Source organism: Anaerobacillus alkalidiazotrophicus (assembly GCF_001866055.1).
The window spans coordinates 177339-200525 of record NZ_MLQS01000017.1 but is presented as its reverse complement, the minus strand read 5'-3'; the positions used below and the strand labels follow the sequence as shown (position 1 = coordinate 200525).

Annotated in this window: 21 protein-coding genes, 1 pseudogene and 1 riboswitch; of the genes and pseudogenes, 5 read left to right on the top strand and 17 right to left on the bottom strand. The window is 34.7% G+C overall.

What is annotated here, in order from left to right:
- Positions 1-10: 10 nt before the first annotated feature.
- The 9 genes and pseudogenes from BKP45_RS11320 to metK form a co-directional block, all read right to left on the bottom strand.
- Positions 11-784 (bottom strand): alpha/beta fold hydrolase, encoded by a 774-nt coding sequence (locus tag BKP45_RS11320; protein ID WP_071389792.1) that lies wholly within the window; start codon positions 782-784, stop codon positions 11-13.
- 355 nt (positions 785-1139) lie between these two features.
- Complete coding sequence (locus tag BKP45_RS11315) at positions 1140-3572, bottom strand: glycogen/starch/alpha-glucan phosphorylase (RefSeq protein WP_071390145.1); 2433 nt, start codon at positions 3570-3572, stop codon at positions 1140-1142.
- 53 nt (positions 3573-3625) lie between these two features.
- Positions 3626-5053, bottom strand: coding sequence for a glycogen synthase GlgA (gene glgA, locus BKP45_RS11310; RefSeq protein WP_084787917.1), 1428 nt, complete (start codon positions 5051-5053; stop codon positions 3626-3628).
- 19 nt (positions 5054-5072) lie between these two features.
- Positions 5073-6176, bottom strand: coding sequence for a glucose-1-phosphate adenylyltransferase subunit GlgD (gene glgD, locus BKP45_RS11305; protein WP_071389790.1), 1104 nt, complete (start codon positions 6174-6176; stop codon positions 5073-5075).
- A 16-nt stretch (positions 6177-6192) separates the two neighbouring features.
- Complete coding sequence (locus BKP45_RS11300; protein ID WP_071390144.1) at positions 6193-7362, bottom strand: glucose-1-phosphate adenylyltransferase; 1170 nt, start codon at positions 7360-7362, stop codon at positions 6193-6195.
- Positions 7277-9298 carry a 1,4-alpha-glucan branching protein GlgB gene (glgB, locus tag BKP45_RS11295; protein ID WP_071389789.1) on the bottom strand — a complete coding sequence of 674 codons (2022 nt, stop codon included), beginning with the start codon at positions 9296-9298 and terminating at the stop codon, positions 7277-7279. The genes BKP45_RS11300 and glgB overlap by 86 nt, the downstream gene beginning before the upstream one ends.
- A 547-nt stretch (positions 9299-9845) precedes the next feature.
- The gene (locus tag BKP45_RS11290; protein ID WP_071389788.1) at positions 9846-10097 is read right to left on the bottom strand and encodes a SunI/YnzG family protein; all 252 of its coding nucleotides are present in this window, start codon (positions 10095-10097) and stop codon (positions 9846-9848) included.
- A 130-nt stretch (positions 10098-10227) separates the two neighbouring features.
- Positions 10228-10410, bottom strand: a pseudogene (locus BKP45_RS21620) (IS1595 family transposase); the annotation flags it as partial.
- A gap of 123 nt (positions 10411-10533) precedes the next feature.
- Complete coding sequence (gene metK / locus BKP45_RS11285) at positions 10534-11739, bottom strand: methionine adenosyltransferase (protein WP_071389787.1); 1206 nt, start codon at positions 11737-11739, stop codon at positions 10534-10536.
- Positions 11740-12030: 291 nt separating this feature from the next.
- Positions 12031-12163, bottom strand: a riboswitch (SAM riboswitch).
- 200 nt (positions 12164-12363) lie between these two features.
- Here metK and pckA point away from each other — a divergent pair.
- The 4 genes from pckA to BKP45_RS11265 all read left to right on the top strand — a co-directional run bounded on the left by pckA (position 12364) and on the right by BKP45_RS11265 (position 16851).
- Positions 12364-13941, top strand: coding sequence for a phosphoenolpyruvate carboxykinase (ATP) (pckA, locus tag BKP45_RS11280; protein ID WP_071389786.1), 1578 nt, complete (start codon positions 12364-12366; stop codon positions 13939-13941).
- 307 nt (positions 13942-14248) lie between these two features.
- Positions 14249-15196 (top strand): ABC transporter substrate-binding protein, encoded by a 948-nt coding sequence (locus tag BKP45_RS11275; RefSeq protein WP_245747464.1) that lies wholly within the window; start codon positions 14249-14251, stop codon positions 15194-15196.
- Positions 15197-15287: 91 nt separating this feature from the next.
- Positions 15288-16052, top strand: coding sequence for an ABC transporter ATP-binding protein (locus BKP45_RS11270; protein WP_071389784.1), 765 nt, complete (start codon positions 15288-15290; stop codon positions 16050-16052).
- 43 nt (positions 16053-16095) lie between these two features.
- Entirely contained in the window at positions 16096-16851 is a 756-nt protein-coding gene (locus BKP45_RS11265) for an ABC transporter permease (protein ID WP_407639597.1), read from the top strand.
- Positions 16852-17219: 368 nt separating this feature from the next.
- Here the strand turns inward: BKP45_RS11265 and ytkD are convergent, their stop codons facing one another.
- Together ytkD and BKP45_RS11255 are read right to left on the bottom strand one after the other, a co-directional pair.
- Positions 17220-17723, bottom strand: a complete 504-nt coding sequence (gene ytkD / locus BKP45_RS11260) for an RNA deprotection pyrophosphohydrolase (RefSeq protein WP_245747447.1) — start codon at positions 17721-17723, stop codon at positions 17220-17222.
- A 92-nt stretch (positions 17724-17815) separates the two neighbouring features.
- The gene (locus BKP45_RS11255) at positions 17816-19012 is read right to left on the bottom strand and encodes an MFS transporter (protein WP_071389782.1); all 1197 of its coding nucleotides are present in this window, start codon (positions 19010-19012) and stop codon (positions 17816-17818) included.
- 477 nt (positions 19013-19489) lie between these two features.
- Here BKP45_RS11255 and cspD point away from each other — a divergent pair, with 477 nt between their 5' ends.
- A complete protein-coding gene (gene cspD, locus BKP45_RS11250; protein ID WP_071389781.1) occupies positions 19490-19687 on the top strand; it encodes a cold-shock protein CspD in 198 nt (65 codons plus the stop codon).
- Positions 19688-19997: 310 nt separating this feature from the next.
- Here cspD and BKP45_RS11245 read toward each other — a convergent pair whose 3' ends face one another.
- From BKP45_RS11245 to BKP45_RS22115, 6 genes are all read right to left on the bottom strand, one after another.
- Positions 19998-20207, bottom strand: a complete 210-nt coding sequence (locus tag BKP45_RS11245; RefSeq protein ID WP_071389780.1) for a twin-arginine translocase TatA/TatE family subunit — start codon at positions 20205-20207, stop codon at positions 19998-20000.
- Between the two features lie 119 nt (positions 20208-20326).
- The gene (locus tag BKP45_RS22995) at positions 20327-20437 is read right to left on the bottom strand and encodes a substrate-binding domain-containing protein (protein ID WP_084787916.1); all 111 of its coding nucleotides are present in this window, start codon (positions 20435-20437) and stop codon (positions 20327-20329) included.
- 192 nt (positions 20438-20629) lie between these two features.
- Positions 20630-20875, bottom strand: a complete 246-nt coding sequence (locus BKP45_RS21610) for a hypothetical protein (protein WP_084787856.1) — start codon at positions 20873-20875, stop codon at positions 20630-20632.
- Positions 20841-21014, bottom strand: coding sequence for a hypothetical protein (locus tag BKP45_RS22535; protein WP_169824100.1), 174 nt, complete (start codon positions 21012-21014; stop codon positions 20841-20843). The genes BKP45_RS21610 and BKP45_RS22535 overlap by 35 nt, the downstream gene beginning before the upstream one ends.
- A gap of 34 nt (positions 21015-21048) precedes the next feature.
- Positions 21049-21642: a molybdenum cofactor guanylyltransferase gene (mobA, locus tag BKP45_RS11240; RefSeq protein WP_071389779.1), complete on the bottom strand. Its 594-nt coding sequence runs from the start codon at positions 21640-21642 to the stop codon at positions 21049-21051.
- 1107 nt (positions 21643-22749) lie between these two features.
- Positions 22750-22947 (bottom strand): hypothetical protein, encoded by a 198-nt coding sequence (locus BKP45_RS22115; protein ID WP_139193813.1) that lies wholly within the window; start codon positions 22945-22947, stop codon positions 22750-22752.
- Positions 22948-23187 lie beyond the last annotated feature (240 nt).

Below are 23187 nucleotides of genomic sequence, written 5' to 3'. Positions count from 1 at the left end.
GCTACCGAATTTATTTTAAATGCATCTCGGTAAATGTCTTTGTTACACGAAACACTTTTTCCTTTTCTGGTTCATTAAACACTTCGTGGTAAAGTCCTGGCCATTCTTTATAATATTTTTCTGTATTTTTTAGTTGATTGAACCACTGAATTACCACGCTTTTATCTACGATCAAATCATTACCACCTTGTAAGACAAGTACGGGGACATTAGGAAAATTACTAACTTCATGAAGACTACTTTCCATTGCATTTGTTAATTCGAAATACCAACGAACAGATACCTTTTTAACAAGATGAGGATCATTATCATCTCGTTGTATCATTTCTTTACACCGAGTACCTTCTGCTAAATTTGTTGGAAGTCGAAATTTCGGGTAAATTTTATGTATGAGATAAGCACTACAATGTTTTAGTCTTGAAGGTGGATTAGTCAGACCTAAGCATGGTGAGGATAAAATAACCGCACAAACATTAAATTTCTTTTTTATCATCGTTTGTATTAGCACTAACCCTCCCATACTATGGCCAAGTATGAAAATGGGTAGATGAAATTGCACAGCACGTTCATACCATTTTTCAACGGTATCAATATACTCAGAAAATGAATGTATATGGCCTTGACTTATGGGATTTACTCCGTGTCCTGGTAAATCCCCCATAACTACGTGAAATCCACTATTATTCAGCTTTTCAATTAACCATTTATAGCGTACATGATATTCATTAGCGCCATGGACAATAACAAATACTCCCTTTGCTTCTTTTGCCTCCCACTCCCACATCTATTCCCTTCCCCCTTTAAATTTATTTCGCAATTAAAACAATGAAATTATTTATTTAGTTTAAATTAGAATCCGCTTAATAAACGTACGTTGAATTCTTTTTTGGTGAAACAATTCAATAAGCTGGTAGTTTAACGAGTGTTATTTCTACTTATCTACGTTTTTTTGCTTCTCTTATGTTTTTAGGTAGGGATAGTACCCTCCTAAAATAGGTTTAAAACCTATTTATAAATATTATACTAACTAAAAAATAACATAAACGAAAGAGAAAACTAAGTGAAGATATAGTAAAAGAAATGACGATTTTAAGAATAAAAATAGCCTAGGGAATATAAACCCTAAGCTATTTTTATTCTTATTTTATTATAACAGGTCTAATTCCCCAAATGTCTGTAGCATATTCTCCTATTGTCCGGTCACTTGAAAACTTTCCGGAATGGGCAATATTAACAATTGATTTTTTTACCCAATCCTTTTGATCTCGGTAAGTTAGATCGACCTTCTGATGAGTTTCTACATAATTATCAAAGTCTTTCAGTACGAAATATTCGTCATTGTTTGATAGAATGTGGTAATAAATATCTTTAAACTCAACTTTATCATTCCCACAAAATCCATCCATTAGTTGGTCAAGGACTGTACGTACTCTTGGATCATTATTATAAATCGACCTTGCTACATAACCACCATGACTATAATAATTTAATACTTCTTCAGATGTTAACCCAAAAATAAAGATATTGTCTCTTCCTACCATATCACATATTTCTACGTTAGCACCGTCAAGGGTTCCTATCGTTAATGCTCCATTCATCATGAATTTCATATTACCTGTACCTGATGCTTCTTTACTGGCTGTGGAAATTTGCTCACTTACATCTGCTGCTGGAATAATTTTCTCCGCAATTGAAACACCATAATTTTCAAGAAATACTACCTTAAGTTTGCCTTGAATATGTGGATCGTTATTCACAACATTAGCAACAGTATTTATAAGCTTAATAATTTCTTTTGCAAAGAAATAACTTGGTGCTGCTTTAGCCCCAAAAATAAATGTTCTCGGAACTATGTCTAAGTTGGGATTTTCCCTTAATAAATTATAAAGCTCCATAATATGAAATACATTAAGCAACTGCCGTTTATATGCATGAAGTCTTTTTACCTGAACGTCGAAAATGGAATGCTCGTCCACCACTATGCCAGTCTGAGCTTTTATATATTTTGCTAGAGCAATTTTATTATCAAGTTTAACTTGCGATACCTTTTCTTGAAAACTGGAATCATTGGCATATTTTAACAATCCAATTAAATCCCTTGGTTGCTTAATCCACCGTGTTCCAATTGCGTCTGTAATATGACTTGCAAGCTTCGGGTTAGCGCTCATTAACCAACGACGATGAGTAATTCCATTCGTTTTATTATTAAATTTCTCAGGATATACTTGATAAAAATTATTCATCTCTCGTTCTTTTAATATGTCTGTGTGTAGCTTTGCTACTCCATTTACGCTAAATGAACCAACGATCGCTAAATGGGCCATTCTGACTTGTTCATCCGCAATAATTGCCAGTTCTGAGATTCTATTATATTCACCTGGATATTTGAGCCAAAGATCACGACAAAATCTTTCATTAATCTCTTCAACTATCATGTAGATACGTGGAAGTAGTTCTTTAAATAGACTTATAGGCCACTTTTCTAAAGCCTCGACTAATGTTGTGTGATTAGTATAAGCACACGTTTGTGTAGTGATCCGCCAAGCATCTTCCCAACTAAAGCCTTCCTCATCAATTAATATTCTCATCAGTTCGGGAACAATAAGGGCAGGATGAGTATCATTAATGTGTAAAACGATTTTTTCAGGTAAATCTCGTAAACTAGCTTTTATTTTACGTTTATAAGATTGAAGAATACTTTGTAAGCCAGCAGAAACTAAGAAATATTGTTGCTTTAAGCGAAGTTTCTTTCCTTCAAAATGAGAATCATCAGGATATAAAAATTCTGAAATAGTTTCTATAGAGCGTTTATAATTTAGAAATTTATAATAATTTTCACGATCAGATGTATACATATCGTATCCAGTAATGACTGGTTCGGCACTCCACAAACGTAACGTATTGACCGTATTATTATCAAAACCTACAATAGGGACATCGTACGGTACCGCTAAAACAGTTTCATAGTTCTTATGTTCAAATGTTAGTTCACCATTATCTTGGTTCATTTCTACATGACCACCAAAACGAACATGAACAGAACGGTCAGTACGACGTACTTCCCAGACATAATCTTCTTTTAACCAGTAGTCCGGTAACTCCAATTGATAACCGTCAACCAGCTTTTGTTCAAAGAGTCCGTATTTATACCGGATTCCACAACCATGACCTGGTAATTGTAGAGATGCAATTGAATCTAAGAAACACGCTGCCAAACGTCCAAGACCACCGTTTCCAAGTCCCGCATCATGTTCTTGTTCAACGATAGCATCAATATTAACTCCAAGATCATCAAGACCTTCTTTTACAATATTTAATATGTTTAAGTTAAGCATATTAGATTGTAGTAGTCTTCCAAGTAAAAACTCCATTGAAAAATAATAAACTTGTTTTTCCCCAGATTGCTGATAAGTTTTTATTGTATTAATCCAATTTTTACTTACGTAACTTCGGATCATAGTTCCTAGTGTATTGTATAAATTTATCGGTGAGGCCTCATCAAGAGTTTTGCTACTTGTATATTCTAGTGTTTCGATAAACTCTTTTTTAAAGACTTCTTTGTCACTAAACATATTAGATCTCTCCAAACTTACACCTCTACGGTTCACGCTATTATTAATACTCATTAGTTTACTCCTATTAGATTGTGATAAAGTTGATTGTATGCTTTTGCAGACCTGTTCCAACTATTATCAGACTTTGTCATGTTTTTTAATAAGGCTGTCCATAGTGAAGAATCATTGTAGATTGAAATTGCCCTATTAATAGTGAAAAGCATGTCATGCGCATTGTAATTCGAAAAACTAAATCCATTCCCTTGTAAACTCTCTTCATCAAAAGGGGTAACAGTATCAACAAGTCCACCTGTTTCTCGGACAATTGGTGCACTTCCATAACGTAGAGCTATTAACTGACCGATACCACAAGGCTCAAATCTCGAAGGCATAAGAAACATATCACTAGCTGCATAAATTCTACGAGCAAATCCCTCGTTAAACGTAATGTGAGTTGACACTTTCTCCGGGTAGCGATAAGCTGCGTCACGGAAAAATTGCTCATACTCATAATCGCCAGTACCTAAAATTACAAATTGCACATCATTTTTCATTAGATCGTCAAAAATACTAGTGACAAGGTCAAGACCCTTTTGTTCTACTAGTCTTGTAACAATAGCTAGCATTGGAGTATCTGCAGACTGCGGAAGCCCAAGTTGCTCTTGTAATTGCAGCTTATTTTTTTGTTTTTTAACTTTCGAACTCCGATAAGGGAACGACAAATTTTCATCCTTCATTGGATCATATTCTGTGTAATCAAGTCCGTTAATAATTCCACATAAATCATTTGAGCGATCACGTAGTAACCCGTCTAGCTTTTCTCCATAATAAGGATCTTGTATTTCATTTGCATATGTTTCACTTACTGTCGTTAATACATCTGCATGGAATAGTGCACCTTTAAGGTAGTTTACACAACCATCAAACTCTACACCACCCATATGCTCGTCCCCTAAACCAAGTAACTCAGGTAGGACTTCTTTCGGGAAAATCCCCTGATATTTCAAGTTATGAACGGTAAACATAGTTTTAATCTCTTGATAGAAGGAATTATTTCTGTAATGTGTTTTTAAGAATAACGGAATTAGAGACGCCTGCCAATCATGGCAATGAATAACATCAGGTTGAAAATCAACTTGAGGAAGCATCTCTAATACCGCTCGGTTAAAATAAGCAAAGCGCTCACCATCGTCATAATACCCGTAAAGTCCTACTCGTTTAAAATAATATTCATTGTCAATGAAGTAATACGTGATGTCATCTTTTACGAGCACCTCTACACCTAAGAATTGATTTCGCCATCCTACTGGTGCACCTCCACTGTATATGTGTTCCATCTCGTTTTTAAAGTCCTGTGAGATTTTTTCATATTTTGGAAGTACGACGCGTACATCTACTCCTTCTTTTTGTAGTTCTTTTGGCAAAGCACCAACTACATCAGCCAATCCACCTGTCTTTATAAACGGGGTACACTCTGTAGCAACGAATAGGACTTTCATCATTAAACATCTCCTAACTTTATATTACTTTTCTTTTCGGAATAACAAACGGTAAATGTTCGTTCCCAATTAATCGCTTACCTTCTGATAATGAAACATCTTTATCAAGAATTACATTTTCCACAATTGAACCTTCCTTAATTTCACAACGTTGCATAATAATAGAATTTTTCACAACTGCACCTTTTTGAACAACAACTCCACGGAACAAAATACTATTTTCTACAGTACCTTCAATAAGGCAGCCGTTACCCACTAATGAATTTGATACATTAGCTCCTTGTAAATATTTCGCTGGCGGTTCATTTTTTACCTTTGTATAAATTGTTTGTTCTCCAAAAAATAACTTTCTATAATGTATAGGGTCTAGTAAACGTAAGCTATTTTTGTAGTAACTTTGAACTGAGTTAATCACTGAGTGAGTACCCTTATATTCAAAGGACTGGACATTTAAATTTTGAAGTTCTTTTACGATACAATCGTTAAAAAAGTGAGTCGCGCCGTGAGCAATACCGTATTCAAGCATCTGCAAAAGTACCTTCTTATTAATTAGGTACATGTTCATGTACACGTTATTGTTGTACTCTTCGTTTGTTACTTTTATTACTCGGCCTTCAGGAGTAACTTCAAGCTTCTGGCATTGCTTATGTTCCGGTTCTAACATATCTACTTTTTTATGAATGAGAGTCACATCAGCACCAGTTTTTACGTGTTGTTCATAGACTTCTTTGTAATCTATATTCCCTATATGTTGACTTCCAGAAATTAATACGTATTCTGCTTTACCTCGATAGAAATAATCTAGATTATTATGAAAATGCTGTAAATCACCTTTTGAAATATCAGTTGGATCATTCCAGTCTGGCGGTAGGATAAACAATCCACCGTATTTCATATCTAAATCCCATGCTTTACCCTTACCAAGATGATCCATGAGCGAACGATATTTGTGTCTTGTAAAAACAGCAATATCTATCATTCCAGAGTTTGTCATATTTGAAATGACAAAATCAATTAGACGGTACCTTCCACCAAATGGCACTGCTGCCCCGCAGCGAAAATACGTTAATTCGTTTAAAAACTCTTGCTCGTTATCTAGATTAATGACTCCCATAATCTCCATCTTTTAGACCCCCAATTTATACGTTAGTATGGACAGCAGCTTCTGCCGTAATGACACTATTTTCACCTATCAGCGTAATCTCTGATTCTCTCCCCGGTTCAGGGCGAATGATTACATCATCTTCAATGATCGTGTTTTCAGCGATAATCGCTTTTTCAATTACGACATTTTTACCAATTTTTACATTAGGCATAATGACAGAATCCTTAATACTACTTCCTTCTCCTACCTCGACTCCATAAAACAATATAGAGTGATCAATATTCCCATATACTAAGCAGCCCTCATTAATAAGACTCTGATTGACAGTTGAACTTCGTGAAATATATTGTGGTGGTTGGTTAGGGTTTACAGAATACATGCGCCAATTAGTATCATTTAAATTGAATTGTGGCTCATCAGCTAACAAATCCATGTTCGCTTCCCATAAGCTATCAACCGTACCTACATCTTTCCAATAACCTTCAAACTCATAAGCATATAAACGCTTTCCATCATTTAACATAGTAGGTAATAAATCCTTACCAAAATCATGACTTGATTCTAGTTTTTTTGCATCTTCCAATAGGTAACTTTTTAACAATTCCCAGTTAAAAATGTAAATACCCATGGAAGCTAAGTTACTTTTCGGTTCAGCTGGCTTTTCGTCAAAGGTATGAATCCGTAAATCGTCATTGGTATTTAATATACCAAAACGACTTGCTTCTTCCCAAGGTACTTGGATAACAGAAATTGTAACATCAGCCTCTTGTTCTTTATGGTATTTTAGCATTTTTGCATAATTCATCTTATAAATATGGTCTCCTGACAAAACAAGGACATATTTCGGATTATATTGTTCAATAAAATTAATATTTTGGTAGATTGCATCTGCCGTACCACTATACCAACCACCGCCACCTTGGGCTTGGAAAGGAGGAAGTACCGACACACCACCATGTTTACGGTCTAAACTCCAATCAGAGCCTATACCAATATAAGAGTTTAAAATAAGTGGTGAGTATTGGGTGAGAACGCCTACTGTATCAATCCCAGAATTCGTACAATTACTTAATGGAAAATCAATAATTCTATATTTACCACCAAAGTAAACAGCTGGTTTAGCTAAGTTTTTCGTTAACCGTCCTAGTCTTTTCCCTTCTCCCCCTGCTAGTAACATTGCGACGCACTCTTTTTTCATTTTCATTTCCATCTTGTTTGCCCCCCTTAGTTTTTGGTTTTACTTGTATGTTTGTTGGACGAAAAACAACGAATGATAACGGCGGAATTGTTACTTGTATCGAGTAAGGTTGATTATGCCAATTTTCATCAATTGCTTTTCTAATACCTTCATTCTTTTGACCCGATCCGCCAAACTCCATACTATCGCTATTAAACTCTTCAACGTAATCAGCATAGAATGGAACACCAATTTTATAATCATGGTAAACGACAGGTGTAAAATTGCATAAAATGATTAATTGTTCATTTTCCTTATGTCCTTTCCTAATAAAAGAAACAATACTTTGTTCGTAATTATTTGGATCAATCCATTGAAAACCTTGATGTTCATGATCCTGCTCCCAAAAAGCTGGTTCATTCAAGTAAAACTTATTCAATTGATTTACAAATTTTTGCATCTTTCCATGCATTTCATATCCAAGTATTTCCCAATCTAAGTCTTCAAGGTCCTTCCATTCAGAAAATTGACCGAATTCACTACCCATAAACAATAGCTTCTTACCTGGATGCGCAGCCATATATCCATAAAATGCTCTTAAATTAGCAAACTTTTGCCAATAATCTCCTGGCATTTTGTTTAATAAAGATTTTTTTCCATGAACTACTTCATCGTGAGACATTGGTAAAAGGAAATTCTCTGAATAGGCATAAAAGAACGAGAAAGTAATGAGATTATGGTGAAACTTTCGATAAATCGGATCCATTTCCATGTATTTAAGCATGTCATTCATCCAACCCATGTTCCACTTAAAGTTAAAACCTAGCCCTCCTAAATACGTTGGTCCGCTAACATTCGGCCATGCTGTTGATTCTTCGGCCATCATTAAAGCATTAGGATAATAATGGAAAACCGTTTCGTTTAATTTTCTAATAAATGAAATGGCTTCTAAGTTTTCATAACCACCATATATATTTCTAACATCTACATCATCATCACTTTTTCCGTGATTATAATAAAGCATACTAGAAACAGCATCTACTCGAAGTCCATCAATATGAAATAAATCCATCCAAAACAGAGCGTTAGAAATTAAAAATGACTGAACTTCTGGTCTTCCAAAATCAAACGTAAGTGTACCCCATTCTTTTTTCTCAGCTTTATGTATATCTTCATATTCAAAAACAGGACCACCATCAAAAAGTCGAAGGCCGTGAGCATCTTTACAAAAATGCCCTGGTACCCAATCAAGAATGACACCAATACCTTTTTGATGACACATATCAACGAAATATTTAAAATCATCCAGTGTACCAAAACGACTAGTCACTGAATAATATCCAGTTAATTGGTAACCCCATGAACGGTCATACGGATGCTCATTGATAGGTAAAATTTCAATATGAGTGTAGCCCATCTCACTCACATAATCGACAAGTTCATGTGCAAGCTCTCGATATGTTAAAAACTCACCTTCTTCGTTTAACTTCCATGAACCTAAATGAACTTCATAAATTAGGAGAGCTTCCTCATAAACGTTTCTTTCCATCTTCTTTTGTTGCCATTCATCATCATTCCACTTATATCCTCTTAGAGAAGTTACTTTCGAGGCAGTATTTGGTCGTAATTCGGAGTAAAAAGCGTATGGATCTGACTTTTGAAATACCTCACCTGATTTTGCTAGAATTTCGTACTTATACAAATCTCCCTCTTTAAGACCTGGTATAAACATCGTCCAAATTCCATTGTCGGTTATTTTTTCCATTTTATGTTCATAACCATTCCAATGATTAAAACTGCCCACTACTCTTACTTCGACAGCATTAGGAGCCCACACCGTAAAGCGGACACCCTTTTCCCCTTTCTCTTTAGAAATGTGCGCACCCATAAAATTGTAACTATGAAACAAATTACCTTGATGAAATAAATAAAGGTCGTGATCACTAAGTTTTATATCTGTCATTATCTTCTCCCCTACACTTTTTACTTTTGATACTAGATTTAATATGACTTTATCCGAGCAGAAAAAAACATTTTATTAATGGACTCTTACGAACATTGAAATCCACTTATACAAAATTAGGTATTTATGTATTTTTTCGACACCTTTGAGACAAAATCCTTTTTAAAATAACTAGTTTCACTAAATTTATTGTAAATAAATCTACTAGCAAAGTGTTACTAATTTCTTACAACAAATTATTTGTTTTATCGCACAAAATCGATATTTTTCTGAATTGTATTCGTTTTTTTGACATAAAAATTCATATTTCGATCTTTTTCACAGTGAAAAGGTGCCAAGAAGTGCGAAATAATAACAAGAAAAATACATATGTTTTTTTCCCGAACGAAAGACCCTTAACGGAAGTCACGTTGTTTTTTCCAGAAAACGGGAGAAAAACGTTACAAATAGGTATATTTTTCCTGTTTATAACATTAATTCTCTAGGCTCTGTTAAATTTTATTGTTGATAATTATGAAAAATGAAAAGGAACCACTATAGGTTCCTTTTATGACAGTATTTTGTTTTTGATGGAAGTAGGATTTGTGGTGTAAAGAATATAAGTCTTTGTCTTCGTCTTAATTACTAATCTATCGGTGGTTCCATATGGTGTGCCAATCCTAATAGCTTCTTTTTCCTCACCACCATACGTATCGTCTAAAGATACATCGATAATTTCAGATGTAGGAATTTCCACCTTCGATAACTGCCACTTAATAATAACTATGCCATTAGATTTTTTTACATTTATACCCAACATAAACTTCAACTCCTTATAGCCAAAATAAATAATACAATTAGTTCTAAATACATATACGGTATTACATTGATAAAGTTTCGTTTAATATTTCTATTTTTCTAATACTCTCGTTAGTTACATTCGTGGAAAATCAACAACTCTCATTAATCATCTTACTAATAGTAGTATCGTCATTTCGATGCTTAATATTATCCAAGAATTGAAACCAACTCAAATAATAGTCGAGGTATTTAGTAGCTACACCATTAAAACGGTCAATCCATCCTTTGAGACGGCTGTGATAGTTAATCACATTTTAAATATGGTATAGTTGCTCAATCTCTTTAATAATTTCTCTCAAAGCCATACAAATCACCTTCGTACATAGTTTTATAACAGAGCATTCTCTAAAAAAAACAGGTAGTTGTTATTAATAACAACTACCTGTTTTTTAAATTTATTTTAATGCTTGAGCTTTTAATGCCTCAGCTTTATCTGTGAATTCCCATGGTAATTCAATATCTGTTCGTCCAAAATGTCCGTATGCAGCAGTTTGTTTGTAGATTGGACGACGTAAATCTAACATTTTAATAATACCAGCTGGACGAAGATCAAAGTTGTTACGAACAACCTCTACTAGTACTTCTTCAGTCACTTTACCAGTTCCAAATGTATCGATAGAAATGGAAACTGGTTGAGCTACACCAATAGCATAAGCAAGTTGAACTTCACAGCGATCAGCAAGTCCTGCCGCTACAATGTTCTTTGCAACATAACGAGCTGCATAAGCTGCAGAACGATCCACTTTTGTAGGATCTTTACCAGAAAAAGCTCCCCCACCATGACGAGCGTAACCACCATACGTATCAACAATTATTTTACGCCCAGTTAAACCTGCATCCCCTTGAGGCCCACCGATAACAAATCGACCTGTTGGGTTAATGAAGTACTTTGTCTCATCATCAATTAAATTGGCTGGAACCACTGGTTTAATAACATACTCTTTTAAATTTCGTTGGATTTGTTCTAGAGTAACTTCCGGGTGATGTTGAGTTGAAATAACAATCGTATCAATGCGTACTGGTTTACCATTTTCATCATACTCTACTGTTACCTGTGTTTTCCCATCGGGACGTAAATAAGGAAGAATTTCCTCTTTTCTTACTTCTGTTAAGCGACGGGCAAGTTTATGAGCAAGGGAAATTGGTAGTGGCATTAATTCAGGTGTTTCATTATCAGCATAACCAAACATTAACCCCTGATCTCCCGCACCGATTGCTTCGATTTCAGCATCAGTCATTTGACCTTCACGTGCTTCTAAAGCCTGGTTAACACCTTGAGCAATATCTGGAGACTGTTCGTCAATCGATGTTAAAACAGCACAAGTTTCTGAGTCAAATCCGTATTTAGCACGAGTATAACCAATTTCCCGAACCGTTTCACGTACGATCTTTGGAATGTCAACATATGTAGACGTTGTAATCTCCCCTGCTACAAGTACTAATCCTGTTGTTACTGATGTTTCACAAGCAACTCGTGCATTAGGATCATTAGCTAAAATAGCATCAAGAATGGAATCAGAAATTTGGTCACAAATTTTGTCCGGATGACCTTCTGTAACTGATTCTGATGTAAATAAATGACGTTTTTTCTTTTCTGACATGTTTGTACCTCCTTTATCCCCTTTAGGATATGCACTTCTTTGATACGGTACTCATTTTCCCTATGACTAAAAAAGTCAAACAGAATATTGTATTGAAAGAACAAATCTTTTCCTTCTTTAACTTAGCTTTTCCATCTTCGTAATGATTACACTAAGTAATAGGTTAATTCATGTACGACTTCACACACTTAATTTACCCAAAACAAATTAGATGTGTGGCCTCTTGAATTCAGCCCCATATGAAAAACCTTTTCCTTATAGAGGAAAAGGTTTTGATTATCCGCCTTTCGCCTCTTATCGATCAAGACATAAGTCTTGCAGGTTAGCACCTTTTCACTATATGTAACGTGAAGATATAAACTTACACGAAGTGTTGGTTGCCGGGTTTCATTGGGCCTGTCCCTCCACCGACTCGGAATAAGAGTATCCGTTCGGGACATATCATATAATACGTGTCTAACAATGTCAATCATTTTTAGTTGACAGCGCCGATTTTGTCGAAGGATATTAATTACCACAACTTTTTATTTCATGATGTTTATTAGTAGAATTTTCTAAGAGCTATTATATAATAGTAAATATAACTATTGGATAACTTTAATTTGAGGAAGGGTCTTGGTAAGTATGAGTACATTTAATTTTGAACTAGAATTAGACAAAATAATAAAAGGAAAAAATGTATGTAACAATTTACCTGTTTCACAATTAGTAGAGAAAGCTCTCGAAAGAAAAGAAGGTGTTTTAACATCTAGTGGCGCTCTACAAACAACAACTGGAAACTATACTGGAAGATCTCCAAAAGACAAATATTTTGTAAAAGAAGCTTCTATTAAAGATCTTAATTGGAGTTCTATAAACCAACCTATAAGTAGAGAAGTTTTTGAAAATCTTTTAAAAAAAGTCCTCTCCTATTTAGAAAATAAAGATGAAATATATATATCGAAAAACTTTGCTAGCGCAGATAAAGGGTACCGTTTACCAATCTTAGTTATTAACGAATTGGCTTGGCACAATCTTTTTGCTCGTCAATTATTTATTCGCCCTAGAAAAGAAGAATTAGTAAGCCACAAAAGCGAGTTTACAATCATATCGGCACCAGGGTTTAAAGCTAACCCTAAAATTGATGGAACTGTTTCAGAAACGTTTATTATTATTTCATTTGAAAAACGTATTATTTTAATTGGTGGGACTGAATATGCTGGAGAGATAAAAAAATCGATTTTTACGGTCATGAATTATTTGTTACCTAAAAAAAATATTCTCTCTATGCATTGTTCAGCAAATGTAGGGAGTGAAGGTGATATTACCTTATTCTTCGGCTTATCAGGTACTGGAAAAACGACTTTATCTGCTGATTTAGAGCGTCATTTAATTGGTGATGATGAACACGGTTGGTCACATACTGGCATCTTTAATATTGAGGGCGGTTGTTATGCCAAGTGTATAAACCTTTCCGAAACAAAAGAACCACAAATCTACAATGCTATCAGGTTTGGATCAGTATTAGAAAATGTTGTCCTAGATGAAAATAGAAAGCCCATCTACGATGATACACAACTAACTGAAAACACCCGTGTAGCTTATCCACTTGAGCTTATCCCTAACTCTATTATTCCAAGTGTCGCGGGGCAACCTAATACAATTATTTTCTTAACTGCCGATGCATTTGGCGTATTACCACCTATTAGTAAATTAACAAAGGATCAAGCCATGTACCACTTCTTATCTGGGTATACAAGTAAAGTAGCAGGAACTGAACGAGGTGTTACAAAACCAGAAGCTACTTTCTCTCCTTGCTTCGCATCACCCTTTCTTCCGCTCTCTGCCTACTACTATGCAAAAATGTTGGAAGAAAAAATTAACCAACATGATATTAAAGTGTTCTTAGTAAATACAGGTTGGTTTGGCGGAGAATACGGTATCGGTAAGCGTATGAGGTTACCTTACACACGAGCAATGGTACGTGCTGCACTCCACGGAGAGTTGAACAATGTTGAAACGATTATTGACCCTATTTTTGGATTATGTATTCCTATCCATTGTCCAGGCGTTCCAGATGAAATACTCCAACCTAGAGAAACATGGTTAGATAAAAATGCTTACGACACAAAAGCAAAAGAACTTGCACGTAAGTTCCAAGAAAACTTTAAAAAGTTTGACAAGGTTTCAGAACGTATTATAAACGCTGGACCTAAAGTTTAATATTTTCCTAACACGCTATAATTTTTCTAGCGTGTTTTTTTATTTTAGAAAGTTTCATAATTATTCTCACCACTAATTTTCTATTTTTAAGTTACGTTAAACCGTTTATAACTAGATTATGCGGATTGATTTTGGTCATTTTGAAATTTACTCTAGTACTAACGAAATAGTCACTTTTTCTATTGCTCTACACACACTTCTGGGCGGATTAACATATAGTATCACATAAAATAAATACGTTTTTCAGGAGGAATTAATAATGAAAGGTAGTAGTAAAATTTTCTTAATACTTTTGACCGCTGTTTCAATGTTATTTTTTGTAGGGTGTTCATCCGATGATGATACAGATACCGTTCGCTTAGCAGAGGTGACACGTTCAATTTTTTACGCTCCACAATATGTAGCTATTTCTGAAGGTTTTTTTGAGGAAGAAGGGATTAAAGTAGACTTAACAACTACTTGGGGTGGCGATAATACAATGACAACACTTCTTGCGGGAGGTGCGGACATCGCACTAGTCGGAGCAGAGACTTCTATTTATGTCTATGCTCAAGAAGCGAATGATCCTGCAATTAACTTTGCTGCACTTACTCAGCAAGATGGAACATTCCTTGTCTCTAGAGAAAAAATTAGTAACTTTGACTGGGAAATGTTAAAAGGCAGTACATTTCTCGGTCAACGCATTGGTGGAATGCCTCAAATGGTTGGGGAACACGTTTTAAGAAAACACGGAATCGACCCTCATAGAGACTTAAATTTAATCCAAAACATCGACTTCGGTAATATCCCTAGCGCCTTTGCTTCCGGAACTGGAGACTATGTTCAATTATTTGAACCAACAGCTACACAATTTGAACTAGATGGGATTGGTCACATAGTGGCCTCATTTGGAATAGAATCTGGTACAGTACCTTACACTGGTTTTATGGCAAAGGAAAGTTTTATTAAAAACAATCGTGATGTTATTGAACGATTTACAAGAGCATTATATAAAGCACAACAATGGGTAGAGTCAAGCTCAAATGAAGAAATAGCGAGGTCAATTCAACCATTTTTCAGCGATACTGATATAGAAATAATTGAAAACGTGGTTCATAACTATAAATCTCAAGGCTCTTACGCAACAACACCTAGAATTAAAGAAGAAGCTTGGGAGAATCTACAACAAATCATGGATCAAGCTGGGGAGCTACCAATGAAAGTTGAATATGAAAAATTAGTAAATACAAAATTTGCTGATAAGGTAATGGAATAGCTTTGTAGAGGTAAGAGTATTGCAAGAGTCGACTTAATGACCCTTTGCGATTCAATTCATAGTAAATGTACACAAAAAGGGAGGTTTTGCTGTGTCTATTGTAAATATTAACAATGTAGATAAAACTTTTTTTTCACAAGAAACCGCAACAACCGCCCTCAAAGATATTACACTCTCTATTGATAATGGGGAATTTATTTCTATCATCGGTCCAAGTGGCTGTGGCAAGACAACATTATTATCTTTAATTGCAGGCCTCATTCAACCGACAAATGGAGAGATTATTATTGAGGGGCAGCAAATCTTGCGTCCATCACCAAAAACTGGTTATATGCTTCAGCAAGACTATTTATTTCCTTGGTTAACAATCGAGCAAAATATTACAATCGGTTTAAAAACTATGAAAAAACTTACGCAAGATACAAAGGAACACGCATTGTCGTTACTAGATAAAATGAGGTTAATAGATAAAAAAAATGATTTCCCTAGTCAATTATCTGGGGGGATGAGACAACGTGTTGCTTTAGTTCGTATGCTTGCAACACAACCAACTCTTCTTTTATTAGATGAACCTTTTTCAGCACTAGATTATCAGACAAAACTAAAGCTTGAAGATCTCGTTTCTCATACTATTAAAGAGCAGAAAAAAACAGCAATATTAGTTACCCATGACATTGGGGAAGCAATTGCCATGTCAGATCGGATTGTACTATTATCAGCACGCCCTGGGACTATTTATCAAATATTTGAAATCCCTCAAGAGCTAAGAGTTTTAATGCCATTCCAAGCAAGAAATCATCCAAGATTTAATGAGCTCTTTCAACTAATATGGAAGGAGTTGGAGAGCCTTGAGTAATTCAGTATCTAAACTCCATGAAGAATATAAGCAAAATAAACGTATTGAAAAAATTAAAATAAAGGTTGTTCAATTAAGCATTTTAGTCTCATTTTTTGCTATTTGGGAAACTGCTTCCAGGCTACGGTGGATAGATCCTTTATTATTTAGTATGCCTTCACGGGTTTGGAAACTTTTCATTGAGAAAATAATAGATGGTTCTTTATTTACTCATTTATCTGTGACTTTACTCGAAACGATTGCAGGTTTTATTCTTGGAACATTTATAGGAACTATGTTAGCCGCGATATTATGGTGGTCTCCGTTTGTTTCGCGCGTTCTTGACCCCTACCTTGTAGTATTAAACTCTATGCCTAAAATTGCTCTTGGCCCTATTTTAATTGTTGGTCTTGGGCCAGGGTATTCTTCGATTATTGCTATGGGTGCTTTAATTTCGGTTATTATTACGACCCTAGTCGTTTATAATGGATTTAAAAATGTAGATGAGAACTATTTAAAAGTTGTGCAGACCTTTGGAGCAACTAAATCTCAATCGTTTCAATCTGTCATTTTACCAGCTACGTTACCAACAATAGTCTCAACATTAAAAGTAAATGTGGGACTTTCTTGGGTCGGTGTCATTGTAGGAGAATTTCTTGTCTCTAAAAAAGGATTAGGTTATATGATAATTTACGGTTTCCAAGTATTCAACTTCAATTTAGTCATACTAAGCTTGTTAGTTATAGCAATACTCGCAACAGTTATGTATCAAGGTGTTGAGTTATTAGAACGAAAATTAATGAAACAACTTCAGCGATAAATAGAAGATGCAAACCCTTAGGTCACGAGACCATATTAGCATAAAAACGCACATTTGTGCGTTTTTATACTTTCGCAGACACAAGATCACTATTTAATCAAACCCATAAAAAATAGCTATCTCAAGACTAAATAGCGGATGCTCTGTCGGAAAACATCAATTATTTAGACATTTATCAAAATAACAGATTTGGTGTCATTATAATTTTTTCCCAATATAATTCTCCACGGTAAGAAGCTACATAGTTTAATGAATTTCATAATTGTTTATTTTTGCTACTCTGATACTAAATGTTATTGGATAAAGACCGTTTCCAATAACATTTAGAATTAAGTAGCTCCATTTAAGTTAAGATGAAATTCACTCAGTTAAAAACTAAGTTCTTTCTTTTTTATTATATCTAAACAATGGGTGAGAACACCGTCTTTCATTAAAAAGCTAAATTGTTTATTTTCTCGAATATTCTCAGGAAGGTCGTTAAATAAAGTAGGACCCTTAGTTTCAAAGTAATGCTCTCTTTTTTCTAAACGGTCAATTTGTGCATAGTAAACATCTTTAATGACTATTTCATGTTTAGCTGTAACTTTATATTGACCTAATTTGAGTATTTTTTTTATAATTCCACCTGTTTCTTCGTAAACTTCACGAACAGCAGCTTGATCTGCAGTTTCCCCTTCCTCTACTTTCCCACCTGGAAATTCAAATCCTCGTTCTTCATGACAAGTTAGAAGCCATTTATTGTTAAATTGACAAATAATCCAAACGTGCTTTGGATTTTTAGAGAATGCATTAGGTACAAATGAAAGTTCTACTGTATTTTTGTAATAGTCGACAAATGAAAATGTTTGATTAAGCAACGTTTCTAATGACACTCCAATCTCCCTAATTTTCCTTTATTATACACAGTTAAAAGAAAAATGCATATCTAATCGGCTTCCCTATTTTAGAAGTTATGTATCTCATTTTAATCATCCTCTGATGGTTTAATAAAAATTATTGATATTAAAACGGCTATTAAGCTAATGAATGTAATAATAACAAATAAAATAAAATGAGAAACCTTCATAATAATAGCTACAATAGGTGGGCCTAATGCTACACCAACAAATCGCATACTACTATAAACAGACGTAATTGTACCTCTTTCTCCCTTTTCTATTCCTTCTGTAACCAGAGCATCTAAACTTGGCAAGGCAAATCCAATTCCTAAGCCAGAAGCAAACATCGCCGTTAGTAATACATAAATATCTTTTGTAAAAGCAACGGAAAAATTTGCAATTGTTAGAATTAGTAAACCAACAGTAGTAACTACCTTCATACGTTGTTTTTCCTTACCGATACCTTTCCCTGTAATATAAGAAGAAAAACAGAGAGCAGCTAGCGGGATCGCAAGGATGATCCCTTTTTTAATTCCTTCAATGTTGTGCTGTTCTTCTAACATTGTTGATAGGTAAAATAAAACACCAAAAAGAACAAACATACAGATACAGCCTATCGCAAAGACTGCATATAACCAACGACCCTCATTTTTAAAAATGTACTTTAATGATCTGAAAAATACGTCTATTTTTGGAGGGATAATTGATAACGGAGGTGTTTTCACTAGAAAGATCATCATAAAAATTGAAATCAAACAAAACACAGGGAAAGCAAAAAATGGCATAAACCACACTGAAGCAGCTAGAATTGCCCCTAGTATTGGGCTCAAGACTTTCCCAAATGTATTTGCTGTTTCAATAACACCTAGACCGTTACTTACATCACTTTCATTTTGATAAAGATCGCCCACTAACGGCATGACTATAGGTGCGGCTCCAGCTGCCCCTACCCCTTGAAGTAGCCTACCAACTATGATTGCCCCATAAGCATCTTTCAATTGCCATGCAGACCACCCAGAAATCAAACCACCTAAAGCAGCGATAATTAAACTCGGTATAATGATTCGTTTTCTTCCATATTGATCAGATAAATAACCTGCAATTGGAATTAAGACAATAGCAACGACTGAATATACAGTAATAATCAAACTAACTTGTAGAGAAGTAATTTGTAATTCTTTCTCTATAGTTGGAAGGACAGGAATCAACATTGAATTCCCTAACGTCATTACTAAGGGAATTGAAGCCAAGGACACAAGATCCCATGTTTTTTTCTCTGCCATAATAACCTCGCCCCGCTTCACATTAAAAGTATGGTACTGGGTTCAATGAAGTAATAATCCTTGTCTTATTATTTTAGAAATAAAAAAATCTATTCTTAAACAAATAAAGGCCATTATCAAAAATATATTTAGGATAATCTAAATCTGTCATACGACATCCAGTTGCGCCATAGAATGATACGTAGCGAAGGTTGGTTTAATTATAAATGTCATAAAATAAAATGAATATATTTCTTATATATGGGAAAATTATCAATGTCCATTTACTTGAGTACATGTCACAATTATCAAAACTATGCCACATAAAACTATATCAAGTTACGAGCGGTACAACGTAAGTAGATAAAGTATCTTAGTGGCAAAATAATGAATGATAATATTCATTATTTGGATTTAAATCAAGTTAAAGTTCTTTACTAAATAAAGAATAAGTAAATGGAAATAAATTTTAGGTAACTATTTAGGAGGAAATTTTTTATGCAAGGTAAAGTTAAATGGTTTAATGCAGAAAAAGGCTTTGGATTTATTGAAGTGGAAGGACAAGATGATGTATTTGTTCATTTTTCTGCAATTCAAGGAGACGGCTTTAAAACGTTAGAAGAAGGACAATCTGTAAGCTTTGAGGTTGAAACAGGCAATCGTGGACCACAAGCAGTAAATGTTGAGAAACTATAAAGAACAAACTTAACAAAGTACAGTCACAATACCTGTACCTAAAAGTTTAATTATACTAGCTTAATTCACTAATCGCGTTTCAAGTAAAACGAAGGAGGGTTTCCAAAAGCAAGCCTAAGGACACTCTCCTTCTTATTATTTTTATAGATTTAATTTTCTTTATTATAATATTTTTTTATATATGAAAAAGGAGAGGTTGATCTCAAAAGAGCCCATATTTGATTTTCAGTCAACCTCTTTTTCTCTACTATCTTTGTAGTTATCCTGTCAGTTAAAACATATTAAAATAAACGATTTCAACTATTGATTCTTACTTCTCTGCATTCTCTAATTTTTCAGAGGTTTTACTTTTTTTATCGTCATCTTCAAATTCACTCGTTAATTCTCTAGTTGATTTCTTAAATTCTTTTAGTGTTTGACCCATAGCCCTACCAATTTCAGGAAGCTTCTTCGGTCCAAAAATAACTAGTGCAATCACTAAGATTAATATTAACCCCGGAATTCCTATATTGCTTAACATGTTAATCCTCCTCACTAATTTTAATTTATAAAAAATTAGGCTCCATATACCGTACTACTTTATGTTTCTACTATGTCTCCTACAGTTTTAATTTGAAGTGGGTTTCCTTTTGCAACAATTCAACCTTGCTGTCGTTTTAAAAATGGAATAACTACTACCTCTTCTTTCGCTAAATATTTTTCCACGCACGGTAGATTATATGTCCCTGTTTCAGGATCTAGAAGATGAATTCCGGTTACATGAGCTTCTCCTTTTTTTTATTGCCATTACCCGTGCTAAACTCCCACCATGCGAAGAGTTAATTTGCCTGCTTCCTTCAGTCTTTTTCAATAAAGTAGAAATAATGTCAATCGATAAATCATGACTCCCTGTAAAAAGAATAGCCTTTTTAATATCCTCAGATGATTTGTAAAGTTCTATTTCTACTTCTGAGTGGAAGTGAAATAAAGCGTAAAGTGAAGATAAACCGAGACACCTTGCAAAAGAAGAGCTTTTACAAAAAGAAGAGGCCTTTGTTCATGGGCTACATATGTATCTTCTGCACGGACAGCAATACCGTCCATAGCGGATGCATGGTAATGAGGCATTGAAAGATTAACAAAAACCGGTAATGCCGTTACCCTTCCTAACGCATCACTCGTTGGGACTGTTTCTATTTCCTTGACCACCTGTAGAAACTACATCTTCAGCTACTATACGGTGAAGAGAACTTTCTAACGGCATTTCCTCAGTTTCCTGAACTGATTTTACTAATTCTTTAATTTGTTTATACGTTTCCTCTACTGTTTTCACAGTGAAATATTGCATTATTAACCATCCTTCCTTTTTCCTATGAGAGTTGCTATTGTTTTGCGATTATCTTTGCTTTTTCATATTCAAAAGGATGATTCATATTATAGAAAACTTGTTCAAGTTTATCAATTTCTTTATTTTTCAATTGATCTTCTGTCACGTATTTTACATTAACTTGATTGAGCAGTGACTTAATTCTTAATTGTTTAGTTTCAAAACAATTTTCTATCACTCTTATAATAGATCTTTTATAGACAGCGAACAAAGGATGTTGTTCACCGTTTATTACCGGAACAACTGCATCATATCCATCACTTAACTCTACTAACAATTTTGCTAACTTTGAAGAAATGAAAGGCATATCGCAAGCTACAAAAACGTTCGTATCATGGTTAGCTGTAAGTAATCCAGCATGTATTCCTGCAAGTGGCCCTTTATCTATTACTTTATCTTTTGTAATTGGGACATTCAAAAATCGATATTTTTCAGCATCGTTAGCAACTAAAAGAATGTCATCAAATACTTCTCTCAAACTATTTTTTGTTCTTTCAATAGTCGTAATTCCATTAATTTGTAAAAGGGCTTTATTTTTCCCCATGCGACTCGACTTTCCACCTGCTAATATTACTGCCCCTGCCTTCAAAGAAGCACACCTCTTTCTTAAATAAAAATGTTTTACTGTGACGATACAATGAGTACACTTTCTATCTTAATTCTTGAATCCTTCATTTTCCTTCGATAAAACAAAGCCATTTTCTTTAATTTATTCACACCATTTTCGATGTTCTCATCTTGTTCTCCTAAAAAATCTGTTAATTCTATGATCTATCCTTTATATTCCCATCATAAACGTTCATTTTTACTCGAGCAATGATTGGAGACTTTTTTCAATATTTGACTTTATTTCTACAACTTCTGACTTATCTAATTGCTTCATCCATCCTGTTTGTTTCGCAGAAATGAATGTTTGAAGGTTTATATAATTTGGGAGTTTGTTGTTGAGTTCATATATACAACGCATCGTTATAGTTGATCCTGTTCAAAATGAAATTTAAAATTAGAAAAAAATAGCTGTCCACTAGTGGGGACAGCTTTCTGTTTTTGTTTCCTTTATTCGATAAGATGAGGGAAAGCATTACGCCTCCCTTATTGCTATTCTGAGATTTTACTTCTTTAATTTCAACTTTTTGTTACTAATTCATCATACGAATTTCCATAATGCTCTTTGGCGTATTTAACCGGTACATCACTTTTTATCATTCCTTAAGATACTTTAGAGTTTCAATGGATAATACATAAAAAGATACGACCCACAACTACAGCTACCAAAATGCTAATATCAGATTTATCACTTACTGGCGTACGTAAGAAACCGACTGTCTAATCTACAAGTCCTGTTCTGCTAGTTGATATGTCGCCAAGAGAACTCGTTCTAGCTTCGCTAGAACATCGGAAATTCAGATGGAGTCTCAACTCCACCTGAATGGAAGTTCCCACCTACGCTACGCTTAGAGGTGGGGGTCTATGACCCTTAAGTTCAAATCAGTTTGATTAAATCTAAATATAGCGTTATTGGAAACTCATCCGGACAATATTTTCGGATCATCAATACTCCCCTAAACGTTCATTGAAACCAAACTAAATGTAACCGTTCTCTTTTGTTCCGTATTCACCAATAAAGAACAAAGCCCCTTCATGAAAATTTTAATTAAGAAGAATTTGAACTTGAAACTTTCCTATTTTTCTAGTGTCACAATGTAAGGAGCCAAGTTTCTTCCAAAAACCTATTATTTTTAATTTTCACGTTATGAGTATCGTTTATTTTATAAGTCTCCCCAGACTCTTGGACAAGAAAAGCGCAAGCGCCTTGGTCACGAGCAGCTGCTCGTGTGCCACTCCGTTTGCTCTTCGCAAAGCCGCTTCGAAGTAATTCAAGTAGTAGCTTCACTGGGGCGGCCTTTGACAGAAGCCGTTCTTTGGCTTCTTACGTGCTTCTGCGTCTTCAAGTACTGCTTCGTAGTAAGCTTCCTCGAAGCAGTGTTTTGTGCGACGAGTAATCGCAGGAGCAGTTGTTTTCCGTGCGACGAGTAATCGCAGGAGCAGTTGTTTTCCGTGCGACGAGTAATCGCAGGAGCAAAGCTGCATGAAGTTAATCAACGAAGGATTTCAAGAGGTAACTGAAGTCAGT